Source organism: Pseudomonas sp. EL_65y_Pfl2_R96, from assembly GCF_963970905.1.
Classification (GTDB): domain Bacteria; phylum Pseudomonadota; class Gammaproteobacteria; order Pseudomonadales; family Pseudomonadaceae; genus Aquipseudomonas.
Genome location: NZ_CAXAQH010000038.1, coordinates 47,324 through 59,947, shown reverse-complemented (window position 1 = coordinate 59,947; position 12,624 = coordinate 47,324). Strand labels below are relative to the sequence as shown.

The following is a 12,624-nucleotide window of genomic DNA, read 5'->3' as shown; positions in this document are numbered from 1 at the left end:
ACATCGTTGGGTTTTACAACAACGAGCGGCTGCACTCGAAACTGGGATATCTGCCACCGACCGTTTACGAACGGGCAATGGCGTCTAAACCTCCTATCGAGGTGTCCGGAATTAGTTGACCACTGCATGGGTCTGTCGCTGACATCGGTTGGCGATAGGGTTTCGCAGCCCCAAGAAGAGATGGCCTTCACCGTCGAATGAAAACTCTGGCAAAATTCGCCCGCGTTTCATTTCATGGCGGTTGTGCGTGGGAGACTTTCGAGTCTGCCGGGTTTAGGTCATCTCTCGGTCTGCGAACCCGCGTACAGCTGCCACCCAATTGTTTCGCAGCGAAAAGGTGGCACCTCTATTTACTTGCTTAGAGAACTACCAATGACCACGAACAACCCGCTCCGTCGCTACACCCCCATGTCCCACTTCGCCACCGACCACCCCGTCCTCCTCATCGACGCCGACGCCCCACTGCGCGAACTCCACAGCTGCCTCAGCGAACGCCTCAACGCCGTCCTCAAATACCTCAACCTCATGGCCTGCACCAGCCTCCCTGACTACGCCGAAAACGACATCAACACCGTCACCAACATCGCCCGGATCATGGTGCAGGACGTGAGCGATGTGTTTCAGGTGATTGAACAGCGTGGGTTCGATACGCCTAAGGGGCAGTGACCAGATTCGAGTCGTAAAAAAACCCGCATTGCTGCGGGTTTTTCAGCCTATGGCTTCGCTAGATCCCCCTTGCACTGATCCAAGCGGTCTTCATCTGTCCCGACTCCTTTCTCGGTGTCGATGTTCCCGTTCAAGTCGAGATAGATGTCGGTGTTCGGCCATTTTGGCGTGATGCTCACACAATGATGACGCCCCTTGTCGCCCCACCAATCCAACTGCATGAAAAAGTCTTCGTCTGGAAATATAAAGCCGTTATCCGACGTACCACCTCCGGGCTGCATCCGTCCCTTGTATATCCGATGTTGCACGTTCCAGATGTACTTGAGTTCTTCCTTGCCGTTTTCGGCGTAATGAACCGTTACTGTCGGCTCAAGAATGGTCTGTCCTACAAAGAACAATATTGGGAGCAACGGAATGCACAACAACCACGCACATCCAGATCGTCCTTTATTCACATACGTGGTCGTCAATCCCTTCTCCCCAGTTTTCTGGTGCTATTGCCAATACTTCATCCATGATCATCTTCGCTGTTACCCCACCGTTGGGGTGCTCGTTGGCCAGCTTCACGCCGATACTGATAGATACCCTATCAGCAACGTCGTCCCATGATCGTAACTCTGTCCATGGACTGGCTGTTGCGTGGGGACCGGGCAGTTTCCAATCCTCTCGGGGCTTTTTTATCCACTCCTCGCCCTTCCTCAGGGTATCCGAGACGACTTGCTCAGCCCCGGCGCCGTCCAGCAACACGCTTTCAGATAGTCCGCCGATGATTCCGACATATCCATAATGGATATTCGACCAGATATCGTAGAAGTACATGTACTTCCCTTGCTTGTGCCAGAAGGTGCCAAATAGAGCTTTCAGCTTGGGCTTGCACCGATCGTCTGGTGGTGATGGATGCGCCCGTGCCGGGCATCCCGCCCTGGAACGACATAGTCCGCTCACCGATGATTTGGCATTTCGACTTTGGCGGCCCGGATGCTGAGCGCTTGGTCGCCGGTCGTGAGCGCATTTACCTGGACCGGTTCTGGAACGAGTTCGCGGGCGACCCCAGCAAGGTGGATGAAGAAACCCGCCAGCATTACGCCGCGCTCTACACCCGCCCCGGCGCCATGCGCGCAGCCTTCGCCCAGTTCCGCAGCATTCGTCAGGATGAAGCGGACAACAAGGCTTCGATGGCGACTCGGCTGACGATGCCGGTGCTGGCCGTCGGCGGTGAAAAATCCTTTGGGAGCAATGAAGCGATCGTAATGCGCAATGCGGCGAACAAGGTCACGGAAGTGGTGATTCCGGGGGCAGGACATTGGCTGATGGAAGAAGCGCCAATGCAGACTGTTCGAGCGATTCGTGACTTCATCACGCAGTAACGGAGGGGCATTGGTTTCTGGACTTCATGCCAACAAATCCCTAGCTTAACTTGCTCCGAATACCCGCAGAGACGGATATGCAACAACCCATTCGAAAACTAACGCTAGCGAATATCGATGCCATAACGGAGGTTTTTTATCGTGATTTGGCCGTTATCGGACAATCGATTGCAGGAAAAACCGGCTTGCCCTTAATGCTTTCAATGAAACGCGATCGCCTGGGTCATGGGCCTTACCCCGGCGTATCGTTATTCGAGGCCGCCAACCGGATCATGTCCGATCTTGTGATTCTTCACGGTGTTGCAGCCCTGCTTAAGGACAAGCACTTTCCCTTCGACGAGTACACCGTCGAGTTTGGAAACGAAAACCACAACGACTTTGATATCTATGCAAGTTCGACGGGCGTGAGCCTGGCGGGAGAAGCTTTCAACGTTGCACCATCCTTCTTCCAAAATAAAAAAAGCTCGGCTCTGAATAAGTTGCGCTCCAAAGCTCCCGACGTAACCTATCGAGTCGTCATGTTCAATGCCGAGGCGGTACGAAAGGGTTACGCCGGGCGCGGCAAGGATGGCATTTATCATGTCGTCGTCGATATCACATCAGGGGCCGTCGCCGTTTCTCCAAAACCCACTTGGAACGTTTTGGTGTAAAGATGACGGGGCTATTTTCCAGCTACATAAGCCCGTCCATTTCTGCTCAGGAGCGGAGCCTTTCGAGGCGGTTCCAGCTGTAATTCGTTATGCACCAGCCTCCCTGACTACGCCGAAAACGATATCAACACCGTCACCAACATCGCCCGGATCCTGGAGCAGGACGTGAGCGATGTGTTTCAGGTGATTGAACAGCGCGGGTTCGATACGCCGTAAGCGTCTGCCCGACCAGCATCTTGGTGAGCTGATTTGAGCTGATACAGGAATCAGCTCACCAAAGCTGCGGCATGAAGATTGAAGCCTCTTGATCAGCGTTCACACTGATGGTCGCGGATGAGGTCCGGGCCCTGGCCAAGCGCACGTCCGACTCCGGGGAAATCGACCAGTTGCTCAACACGCTCGGCAGCAAGAGCCAGGAAGTTTCGCAGAAGATGGACAGTTGCCTGGACCTGTCGCGTGCCAGCGTGTGCTCGATCGAGAGCGCACGTGACAGCTTTGAACGCATCCAGTTGTCGGTCAATTAAGTCCGGGATCAGAACCTGCAGATATCGACGGCGGCGGACGAACAGCACAGCGCGGCCGAAGAGATCAATCGGCATATCCAGCAGATCTACGACGAGGCGCGGCTAGTCGAAAGCCTGGCCAACTCCGCGCAAGAAGACTCAGGCCGGCTGTCGCACCTCTCGAATGAACTGAACGGGCTGGTGGGGCGCTTCAAGTCGTAGGGGCATTGTGCGGTGTTGTGGTCAACCCATGGGGACTCCATCGGCGGAGTGGTTTGATGCGTTTCAGCTTGATAGTGAAAGAAAAGGTGGCAGGTCTATTTATCAAATAGATCTGTCACCTTTTTTTCGTTTTTAATCTTAGAAAAGTGATCTGTTCTTTTGCTCTTGGCGCCGCGCTTCTTTAGCCTCACGCTCCTCCCTCGCAAATTTTTTCATTTCCTCATAAAACTTTGTTGAATTTATTCTGAGATTCCACATATGGCCGATCGCGACTGTTGTAGCAATGACCGTGGTGGCTCCAGCCCAAGCTGTTTTATTCTGAGCAACCTTGCCTAATATAAAGTAGCAGGGCCAAAGTTCCGGAAAACTCACACCCAGCTCGAGCAACAATGTATATCCAAAAAGGAATGCACCTGCAATAAGCAGCCCCAATATTGAAAACATTCCCAAATAATACATTATGGATGACGAAACTATCCAGGCACGCTTGGTAAAAGCAGGAACAACAAGGATTACACCAAGCAACCTATAACCGATTACTTCAGCAACATTGTTATACCAATGAGGAAGAAAGGGGCGAAGAAGGTATGAAATCAACCATATGGAAATTATCACTTTTACCGATATTACTACTACATCCCACCACATTTACGGCTCCTCAGCATACAGCCATAGACATAACAAAGCATAATGAAGAGGTGGCAGATCCGTACAAACCGATCCGCCCCTCACTTCACTCACCACAAATTCACTGATTTACACGAGTGCGAAAAACCCACTCCTCACACCCACCAAACTGCATAACTACTGAATAAAAGTCAGGTGATCTGAATCTTTTATTTTGTCAGTGCAAGGTGGTTCTAACGAAAAGCCCAACTGGACTTTTGCACCGTTCGAACCCTCGTAAAGCGGGAACTTCCACCCTTCGCACTCACCTTCTGTCACATTAAAAACCACATAGCGATTAAGCGTGACAGGTCCTTTAAAACCTGCATCTGTGTAGAAACCTTCGAACTGATAAGTTTTAAGCTCCGGCTTTTCACCTGATTCCGATGTGCCTTGCTCTTTAACATATAAGTGCCCCGAGTACTTCTCAGGCCCCAGCTTTCGTTCAAATACGTAGTATTTACCCTCACCCAAAAGGCTGACATCTACATCTTCGACCAGCGGTTGATGGATCGAGCCGTACAAAATGTAGCCCCCCGCAAGCAAAGCAACCACTGCTAAAGCAGCGCCAATACCAAATTTACTCATATAACCTCTCCTTGTTTGTGTACATCATTATCGTTAATTGCTGCCGAACGTGGCCAGCAGGGATGGCACTTATCATGTCGTCATCTATACACATGAGGGGCGTCGCAGTTTGCCCCCCACTCAGAACGTGTCGAAGAAAAGATGACAAGTCTACTTTTTAAGTAAATAGATCCACCCTCTTTTCGCCTACCTGTTTTTTGATGGGGTCGTAAGCTTCGTTGACCAGTATCTTTCCATCGTGACGGAAGACGCAGAGTGCGAGGGGGGGGGCGAATGCGTTGTGCGGTCATGAAGTAAAATCCATTTACTTTTAAGAACTCCTGTAGCAACTCCGAAGGCTGCTACAGGTTTACGTCTATTTCAGATATCAGAAGTTAGCCGGCGTATTCGCGCTGATAATCTCCGCCTCATTCGCCCCAATATTGCGAAACCGATGCGGCAGCGTCGTCGGAAAGTAATACCCATCCCCGGCATTCAACACACTGATCTGCCCATCCACCGTCAGTTCAACAGTGCCACGGGTTACGAGCCCGCACTCCTCCCCTTCCGCATGCACGATCGGCTCTTCACCAGAGCTGGCCCCAGGCGCGTACTGCTCGCGCAAAAGCCGCATCTGCCGACTCGGCACCGAAGCCCCGATCAACAACAGCCGCAACCCATGACGCCCCAGATCCGGCTGTTCATTAGCGCGGAACACGTATTGATGCTCGCGAGGCGGTTGGTCGAAGGTGAAGAAATCTGCCAAAGACATGGGTATGCCTTCGAGCAGTTTTTTGAGGGAGCTGACGGAGGGACTGACGCGATTCTGTTCGATCAGGGAGATGGTGGCATTGGTGACGCCGCTACGCCGGGCCAGCTCGCGCTGGGACAGCTTGTAGCTTTCGCGTACTAATTTGAGTCGTGAGCCCGTGTCCATGACAGCCTTATGTGAGAACGACTTAAGGGGTAATGGGGGGTGGGTGGCGGGCGACTGGTGGCCGCGGATCACGCCGTTTCCCGTCCAGGAACCGTGGAAGGCGGGTATTAAATCACGTTTGTTGGTGTTGCTCAGCAGGTTCGATAGGCGGCTGGATAAAACGGCCGTTGGCACTGGTCGTAGTGCTGAAACTGTGGGAGCGGGCTTGCTCGCGAAGAGGCCATCACATTCAACATCAACAGTGACTGACCCACCGCTGCACGGTCAAGCTGAGTTTCGGGCGCTTTTTTTTGTGGGCCTATGAAGAAACCAGCGGCCATTCGGCCAGCGCCCGATACCGGCCTTTATGGGATTCGAACAGCGTGAAACGATCAGCACGCAGAAAAAACTCTGGCGGCGTAGCGGATTCAGGAACCGGCGCCCGGTAGTCGCGCATCAGGGTCAAATGCGGACGAAATTCCCGGCGGCTGTCTTCAAAACCGAACGGCAACATCGCTTGCTCCAGCGCATACACCAACCGCAGCAACTCCGGTGCTGCCTGCGCGGGCGCCAGCAACAAAACCCCGGACCGACGCCAGACGTCCAGTCGATCAAGCATCACCGTCAACGGCACGCCAGACGTGCGGACATTGGCGGCGGCCTTGCAGATACCCGCTATCTGCGCCATACCCACCGCACCGAGAAACAGCAGGGTCAGATGAAAGTTTTCCGCTGGCACCGGGCGCCCGACATTCAGCCCCAGCGCGCTGCGCCATTGGGCGATGGCCCGGCGTTGTTCGGGGGCGCAGTTCAAGGCGAAGAACAGCCGCTTGAACGGCTCACGGGTTTCATCGCTCATGTCTGGCACCTCAAGGCTCGGGGACCCTTTGATTTTACAAAGGGATACCACGCCAGCAAGCGCATTTCTGGCAGCTGCCGGCATGCGCGTTATAGTTGAAGCAACCGAATCGACGGGAGGGCGCCATGCGTCAGGTCATCAGCAAAGAGCCATGGTGGGCCGTACCACCGAAGCCCGGCCAGGATGAGTCCGAGCTGGAATGGGGCTGGCTGGTTCATTACAACGAAGGCGAGCCGCGCTTCGAGTTCATCAAGGAGCGGCCGTCGGACAGCGAGATTCGCAACCGCAAAAGCTGCAGGACCACCCCGACGCCTGAGTGATCCTGCGGCGTCTTCAGGCTTTGACGAGCATATCGAAACCGCCAAAAATCGCCCGCTGGCCGTCGAACGGCATCGGATTGACGTCCGGCTGCATCCGCGGATCGCTCATGAATTTCGCCATGCCGGCATCTCGGGTGACCTTGTCCGGCCAGACGATCCAGGAAAACACCACGGTTTCGTCTTCCTTGAGTTTTACCGCCATGGGAAACGAGGTCACTTTGCCATCGGGCACGTCGTCGCCCCAGCATTCGGCGAGGCTGAGTGCGCCGCTTTCCTTGAAAATCGCGGCGGCGGACTCCGCGTGTTGCTTGAATTTTTCGCGGTTGGCTTTGGGTACTGCCGCGACGAAGCCATCAACGTAAGCCATGATCGTTCTCCTCGGGTTATGGGTTGATCTGCTGGGTAGTCGATTCGGCGTCGCTCCAATCGACAGATCCCGCACCCAGGCCGACCGATGGTTCGACGGGCTGTGCGACAGGCTGGGCCAGGCTGCCCTCGATTTTCCCGGCCATGTACAGCGTTCCGGCCATGACGCCAGTGGTGGGGTTTTGCACCAGCTTCAACCACGCCTTGTCGAATGAATCACCCAGACTACTGCGGATCAGCGCCTCGCTATCGGGCCGGTCGTTGGCCTGAATAATCGCGCGCACCCCCGCCACCCCCACGGAAATCAGCGCCCCGGCCAGTTTCCCCGCCGCTGCCGCCACGGCACTGGCCGCGCCGCGCGGGGCCATTTCGGCTTCCATTCGTTGGCTGGCGCGCTTGGCCACTGGCGCCATGCCGGCGTCCGTCGAGGCAATGCCCTTCTCACCGCCCGCCGCGTGGATCTTGTCGATCAGCGCCGCGTAGGCCGGCAGCGTACTCAGCGGCTCGCTGTGCACCACCTGATACAGCGAAGCGTCACGGGCAGGCGGCGGGCCCAACGCAATCGCCGGAACTTTCTGGACACGCGCGTTGAGCTGCGCCATCGGCACGCCATGACGCTGGGAGATGACCTGAAGTTGCTGGCCGAGCTGCTGCACGTAAAACGCTGTCGCCTGCCCGAGGATCTCGTCGGGATCGATCTCTACCGCCACCGGTTTCAGCACTTTCCGGTGATATTGTTCCAACAGATAGGCCGCCAGGCGTTTGGCCGAGGCATCCTGTTCGCCCCCGGCGCTGATGGCGTACCAGCTGACCTTCAACGATAGCCATTCCTGGGTCCAGTAGCTGCTGAACCACGGAATGAAGACTTCTTCGGTCTGTTCGTGAACCCGCGTGCGCCAGTGCTCCATGGACCCACGGGCGTAGACCCTGGCCTGTTCGGTGGCCTGCTGCGAAGCCGCGACAATTTCCTGGTCCACCTGCTGCCAGGTGCTCTGGGAAACTATCACCGGCGCCACGGCTACCGGGGCACGCGCAGACGTGACGCATCCCGCCAGTACCACCAACACAGCGACGATCAGCGAACGCAGGTTCAAGATCGCGGGGTCCTACAGTCTGCGTCGGACGGAGTGTTCGGCGCTCAAGAACGTACTGATTTGAGTATAGGTCGGGGACGGGGCCCGTCCGTCAGGAAGAGTGATGGCGCCCTCAAAAATTTCATTGCAGGCTCGAAGGCAAACATCGCACCTGTGGCGAGGGAGCTTGCTCCCGCTGGGGCGCGTAGCGCCCCCAAAACCTGCCACCGCGGTGATTCAGATAGATCGCAACAGTCCGTTTTGCGACTGCTTCGCAGCCGAGCGGGAGCAAGCTCCCTCGCCACAATGGATCACCAGAATCCCGATTTCTGTTGCCACCATCATCCACGTCGATATTCACCATCGCCGCGAATGCCTTCCGCAAAAAAACCGTCAGGCGCAGGATCAACCCATCGCCACTCACACCCCGCATCGGAGGGGCACACCATGTTGATCCATCTCCTGACTTGCCTGGCCCTGACGGCCGTGACCCTGACCCTGTTTTCCCGCTTCGTGCTGGATAGCGGTCAAACCGAGGAGTCGACATCATGATTTATTCCGTCAGCCTCGCGTTCAGCTTTCCGGTGTTCGGCAGCAACTACTATTCGCAGCAGGTCGTTTCTCGCAAAGCGCTCGCATTGGTATTCGACAAGCACTTCGAGACTTTGCTGATGCCGGCAGCGACCAACCACTTCAGTAACGAAGTGGTCGGGCTCAACGATCAATTCCGCTTTTTGAATGACGTGCTGGTTGAGCATCTGCTGGAGACTGAAATGACTCAGCGTCCGTCACGGTCGGCACAAGCGTTCACCTTCTGACAGGATGGGCAATGCGGGTTGATGGCGGGTCAGCGCGGGCCGCCACCGGGACCACCACCGAAACCTCCAGGATGGCCAAAACCACCACCACCACCACCACCACCACCACCACCACCCGGCGGGAAGAACATCCAGCAGCCGGACAGGGACGACAACAAGGCGACGACCACCGCCATTTTTACAACTTTGTTCAACATCATCACTTCACTCTCTGTTTAGGCGAGAAAAACAACCTTTCTCGCCCTTTCAGACAGTGTTTACCGGGCTTTGAGCACCGAACCAGTGTAAAGAATGGGTAATGGTTGTATCGGAAAGGACTCATATTCCACAGCGTTTTCAGGGGCCGGCCCTACAGGCGATTGCCGACCCTCCTTGCTGCGGCGCGGCCCCAAGCCTTTCTCAAACTGTGGCAGTCACGCTCGCTGCTTCTGCAAGAGTCTTGATACAACACCGTTTTATAGCCGCAGCCTTTCATTTAGGCCGGCGCACCGCCCTCACCTTCCCGCTATTGCCGCCGCCACAGAAAAACCGATCGTGGCCATCGAACTCAAGCCCCGACACCCCGACGCCCGCCGACATCTGCACACTCTCCAAGACCTCGCCCGTGGCCGGATCGACGCGCAACCGTGCGCGATGGGATTCATCCACGGGCTTCATTCGAAAGGCTCGCACAATCAGCATTTCTCTCGGCACGTCGACAGGCCATGCCTCACCCAACGCTCGGGCAAGCGCGAACAACGCCGGACGCCGGGTGAGTGATACCGACGAGCCGCCGGCGTGTCGAGGATGCGCGAGGCACTTTCGACCTCGGCGGTGAGTGCCGGGATGTCCGCGCGTTGCGCGGCACGCTCGGCCCGATCAGCGGCGTTGACCCAATCGCCGTGGGCCTGAAGTATCTCTCGCGCGGCGTCGAGCGATTTCGCCGGCCAGCCAAGGTCACGCGAGGCCAGCGCGATCTCGGCCTCGGCGACGACACACCGTGCCCGGGCCATGGCCTCCTTCGGACCAAAGGCTCGCGCTGCGCTACGCACCAGCGCCTTTGCTCGCACAAGGTCGCCCAGCTGCGCCATCGCGATGCCTCGAAGCGCGAGTGCAGGTGCGTCGTTGCGCAGGGCTGTGCGGTTCAGCGCGCCGAGGGGATCACCCGTCGCGAGCGCCTGCGCTGCTGCGGTGATCAGCGAATCCATGTGAATCGCGCCACCTGCCCCCCCCACCGTCCGATGTTCGCTGATCAGTCTATCTCACGACTGCGCAGCCGCACGCCGGTTTTAGGGCCGCTTCGCGACCCAACGGGGGCAAGCCCCCCCGCCACAGAGTTGTGCGTCCGTGACTCAGTAATCGACCCAGACCCCGCCAAGGTCCGCGGAATGGACACAGCGTTCGACCCAGCGCACACCTTCGACACCGGCATTGATATCCGGATAACGCAGCGTCGCCAGTTGTTCATGATCGCCGCGGTTGGCGGCATCCATGGCCAGGGCGAAGCGGTAATAGAGGTTGGCCCAGGCGTCGAACAGCCCTTCCGGGTGCCCGGCACCGATCCGGTCATCAAGCAACGCATGGGGATGCAGATAACCCATCCCGCGCTCCAGCACCTGAGCGGGTTGGCCCTGGACTTCGAATGACAACTGGTTTGGCCGCTCGTCCCACCATTCAAGGCTGGCCCTGGAGCCGATCACCCGAATTTTCTGGCCATGCATGGAGCCGGCGTTCACCGCGCTTGACCATAAACTACCCATGGCCCCGCCTTCGTATTCCATCAAGGTGTAGGCATTGTCCTCCAGCGGCGCGCGGCTTTTGACAAAGCTCTGACGCGAGCACAACAGCCGTTTGATCTTGAGGTCGGGCAGCATGACTTCCGACAGGTACAGCGGGTGAGTGCCTACGTCTCCCAGCACATAACTGGGGCCGGCGAAGCGCGGATCGACCCGCCATTTGGTCGCCTCGCTCTGCGCCTCGACCGCTTCACAGTGGAAACCATGGGCAAACTGCATGTGCACCATGCGCACCTCGCCCAAATCGCCCCGGGCGATCATTTCCCGCGCCTGCTCGACCAGCTGATGCCCGGCGTAGCCGTAGGTCACCCCTACCACCCGGTTTCGGGAAAATGCGATGTCCTTCAAGGTTCGCGCTTGCTCAAGGGTGAAGCACAACGGTTTTTCACAGACCACATGCAGCCCCGCTTCCAGAGCGGCCTTGGTGATTTCAAAGTGGGTGCCATTGGGCGTCGCCACGGAAATGGCCTGGATGCCATCCGCCCGCCCCGCTTCCCCTTCAATCAGACTGCGATAGTCGGCATAACACCGCTCGGGGTCGACCCCCAGCTGCACACCAAACTCCCGACCGCGTTGCGGGTCCAGGTCGAAGGCGCCGGCCACCAGTGCAAACGACTGGTCGCGCAGCGCCGCCGAACGATGGATGTAGCCGATCTGACTGTCACGCCCACCGCCCACCATCGCCCAGCGGATCGGTTGAGGAATACGCTTGCTGCCATTGATCATCGATAAGTCCTTCGCATGAGGGGAATTCAGAAACCTGCCCGAGACAGGTAGGCACGGCTGGCAGCCACATCGCACAGACTGCCATGGGCGTTACGTGGATCACGTTCTTGCTCGACGGTGATGTAGCCCTGGTAACCGATCTCGGTGATCAGCTCGCGCAAGGCGCCGTAGTCGATGACACCCTGGCCGATCGGGCACATCACGCCTTTTGCACACGCGGCGAAGAAGGTGATGTGTTCGCCCAGTACCTGATCGAACACGGCCTGATCGATGTCTTTGAAATGCAGGTAATCCAGGCGGTCCGCGTACTGACGCAGGGTCTGCACCGGGTCCATGCCGGCGTAGTACAGATGGCCGGTGTCCAGGCACAGGCCGGCCACTTCACAGGGGATGTCTTCGACCAGTTGGGCCAGTTCGTCAGCGAACTCGATGTAGCCCCCGGCGTGCGGATGAATCACCGTGCGAATGCCGTATTCCGTCCATGCCAGCTCAGCGATGGCGCGGATGTGGGCCATCATGCCGCGCCAGGTATCGGGCGCCAGACGCGGTGCGCGATCAGAATGCCCGGCGGTGTAATCGCGTTCCTCATGCCCCCAATCGATGACCACCAGACAAGGCATGGCAAAGCGTTGCCCCGGCTCCAATGGAATCGCCGGCAATTGCTTGAGCAACGCACAGATATTTCGGGTTTGATTCAGCAGGCTGGGCAGATTGGCGGGGTCGACCAGGTCGTCGAACACCGTGCCGGCCACCACGTGCAAGCCCTGTTCGGCCAGTACCGAGCCCACCGCCACAGCATCCAGTGGAAGGTAACCGTATGGCCCCAATTCGATGCCGCGATACCCCGCTTGCGCCGCTTCGCCAAGGACCTGTTGCCACGCCGGCAGATGAGGATTGTTGACGTCGTCTACGCCCCAGCAACAAGGCGCGGTGGAGATGTGGAGGGTCATGTCAGGCTCCGTTGATTATTGTTATGAGTGGCGTTGTTTCGCTCGCAGAAATCCTAAGGCGGGCAGGTCCACGGCTGCTATAGTCCTTCGGCGATACCTGTCAAAACCCATCAAAAGTTTCAGATAGGCTTTCATTTCATGTCAGAGCATTCTTCGTCAGAGCATTCCTTGTCAGAAGCC

At 57.2% G+C, this 12,624-nt stretch carries 15 protein-coding genes and 5 pseudogenes; 7 read left to right on the top strand and 13 right to left on the bottom strand.

Annotated elements, in window-relative coordinates; genetic code table 11:
- The first annotated feature begins 372 nt into the window (after window positions 1-372).
- On the top strand, window positions 373-666 hold the full coding sequence (locus tag AACY49_RS26615; RefSeq protein WP_258696213.1) for a fructose-bisphosphate aldolase: 294 nt from the start codon (window positions 373-375) through the stop codon (window positions 664-666).
- Between the two features lie 47 nt (window positions 667-713).
- Here the strand turns inward: AACY49_RS26615 and AACY49_RS26610 are convergent, their stop codons facing one another.
- Both AACY49_RS26610 and AACY49_RS26605 read right to left on the bottom strand, forming a co-directional pair.
- Window positions 714-1,136 carry a hypothetical protein gene (locus AACY49_RS26610; RefSeq protein ID WP_339527344.1) on the bottom strand — a complete coding sequence of 141 codons (423 nt, stop codon included), beginning with the start codon at window positions 1,134-1,136 and terminating at the stop codon, window positions 714-716.
- Window positions 1,114-1,539, bottom strand: a pseudogene (locus AACY49_RS26605) (polymorphic toxin type 44 domain-containing protein); the annotation flags it as partial. The gene AACY49_RS26610 and the pseudogene AACY49_RS26605, both read right to left, overlap by 23 nt.
- 2 nt (window positions 1,540-1,541) lie before the next feature.
- On the opposite strand from AACY49_RS26605, the pseudogene AACY49_RS26600 reads away from it, so the two are divergent.
- The 4 genes and pseudogenes from AACY49_RS26600 to AACY49_RS26585 form a co-directional block, all read left to right on the top strand.
- Window positions 1,542-2,033, top strand: a pseudogene (locus tag AACY49_RS26600) (alpha/beta fold hydrolase); the annotation flags it as partial.
- Window positions 2,034-2,110: 77 nt separating this feature from the next.
- Window positions 2,111-2,683 (top strand): hypothetical protein, encoded by a 573-nt coding sequence (locus tag AACY49_RS26595; protein WP_258696217.1) that lies wholly within the window; start codon window positions 2,111-2,113, stop codon window positions 2,681-2,683.
- A 90-nt stretch (window positions 2,684-2,773) separates the two neighbouring features.
- Window positions 2,774-2,899 (top strand): annotated as a pseudogene (locus tag AACY49_RS26590) (fructose-bisphosphate aldolase); the annotation flags it as partial.
- 107 nt (window positions 2,900-3,006) lie between these two features.
- Window positions 3,007-3,408 (top strand): annotated as a pseudogene (locus tag AACY49_RS26585) (methyl-accepting chemotaxis protein); the annotation flags it as partial.
- Between the two features lie 138 nt (window positions 3,409-3,546).
- Here AACY49_RS26585 and AACY49_RS26580 read toward each other — a convergent pair.
- The 4 genes from AACY49_RS26580 to thpR all read right to left on the bottom strand — a co-directional run bounded on the left by AACY49_RS26580 (window position 3,547) and on the right by thpR (window position 6,416).
- Complete coding sequence (locus AACY49_RS26580; RefSeq protein ID WP_258696222.1) at window positions 3,547-4,056, bottom strand: hypothetical protein; 510 nt, start codon at window positions 4,054-4,056, stop codon at window positions 3,547-3,549.
- A 156-nt stretch (window positions 4,057-4,212) separates the two neighbouring features.
- Window positions 4,213-4,662: a hypothetical protein gene (locus tag AACY49_RS26575; RefSeq protein WP_258696223.1), complete on the bottom strand. Its 450-nt coding sequence runs from the start codon at window positions 4,660-4,662 to the stop codon at window positions 4,213-4,215.
- Window positions 4,663-5,029: 367 nt separating this feature from the next.
- Entirely contained in the window at window positions 5,030-5,578 is a 549-nt protein-coding gene (locus tag AACY49_RS26570; protein WP_258696224.1) for a cupin domain-containing protein, read from the bottom strand.
- A 298-nt stretch (window positions 5,579-5,876) separates the two neighbouring features.
- Window positions 5,877-6,416: an RNA 2',3'-cyclic phosphodiesterase gene (thpR, locus tag AACY49_RS26565; RefSeq protein WP_258696225.1), complete on the bottom strand. Its 540-nt coding sequence runs from the start codon at window positions 6,414-6,416 to the stop codon at window positions 5,877-5,879.
- A gap of 125 nt (window positions 6,417-6,541) precedes the next feature.
- On the opposite strand from thpR, the gene AACY49_RS26560 reads away from it, so the two are divergent.
- Complete coding sequence (locus AACY49_RS26560) at window positions 6,542-6,736, top strand: hypothetical protein (RefSeq protein ID WP_007938782.1); 195 nt, start codon at window positions 6,542-6,544, stop codon at window positions 6,734-6,736.
- 13 nt (window positions 6,737-6,749) lie between these two features.
- Here AACY49_RS26560 and AACY49_RS26555 read toward each other — a convergent pair whose 3' ends face one another.
- Together AACY49_RS26555 and AACY49_RS26550 are read right to left on the bottom strand one after the other, a co-directional pair.
- Window positions 6,750-7,103 carry a DUF1428 domain-containing protein gene (locus AACY49_RS26555; protein ID WP_258696226.1) on the bottom strand — a complete coding sequence of 118 codons (354 nt, stop codon included), beginning with the start codon at window positions 7,101-7,103 and terminating at the stop codon, window positions 6,750-6,752.
- 16 nt (window positions 7,104-7,119) lie between these two features.
- On the bottom strand, window positions 7,120-8,196 hold the full coding sequence (locus tag AACY49_RS26550; RefSeq protein ID WP_258696227.1) for a hypothetical protein: 1,077 nt from the start codon (window positions 8,194-8,196) through the stop codon (window positions 7,120-7,122).
- A 527-nt stretch (window positions 8,197-8,723) separates the two neighbouring features.
- On the opposite strand from AACY49_RS26550, the gene AACY49_RS26545 reads away from it, so the two are divergent.
- Window positions 8,724-8,993: a hypothetical protein gene (locus AACY49_RS26545; RefSeq protein WP_258696228.1), complete on the top strand. Its 270-nt coding sequence runs from the start codon at window positions 8,724-8,726 to the stop codon at window positions 8,991-8,993.
- A gap of 29 nt (window positions 8,994-9,022) precedes the next feature.
- On the opposite strand, the gene AACY49_RS26540 is transcribed toward AACY49_RS26545, so the two are convergent.
- The 5 genes and pseudogenes from AACY49_RS26540 to AACY49_RS26520 form a co-directional block, all read right to left on the bottom strand.
- The gene (locus tag AACY49_RS26540; RefSeq protein ID WP_339527343.1) at window positions 9,023-9,193 is read right to left on the bottom strand and encodes a hypothetical protein; all 171 of its coding nucleotides are present in this window, start codon (window positions 9,191-9,193) and stop codon (window positions 9,023-9,025) included.
- A 271-nt stretch (window positions 9,194-9,464) separates the two neighbouring features.
- A pseudogene (locus AACY49_RS26535) lies at window positions 9,465-9,614 on the bottom strand (glutamine cyclotransferase); the annotation flags it as partial.
- Window positions 9,615-9,667: 53 nt separating this feature from the next.
- Window positions 9,668-10,180, bottom strand: a complete 513-nt coding sequence (locus tag AACY49_RS26530; protein ID WP_339527342.1) for a hypothetical protein — start codon at window positions 10,178-10,180, stop codon at window positions 9,668-9,670.
- Window positions 10,181-10,324: 144 nt separating this feature from the next.
- The gene (locus tag AACY49_RS26525) at window positions 10,325-11,494 is read right to left on the bottom strand and encodes a Gfo/Idh/MocA family protein (RefSeq protein ID WP_339527341.1); all 1,170 of its coding nucleotides are present in this window, start codon (window positions 11,492-11,494) and stop codon (window positions 10,325-10,327) included.
- 26 nt (window positions 11,495-11,520) lie between these two features.
- Entirely contained in the window at window positions 11,521-12,444 is a 924-nt protein-coding gene (locus tag AACY49_RS26520) for a TIM barrel protein (RefSeq protein WP_339527340.1), read from the bottom strand.
- Window positions 12,445-12,624: the final 180 nt, after the last annotated feature.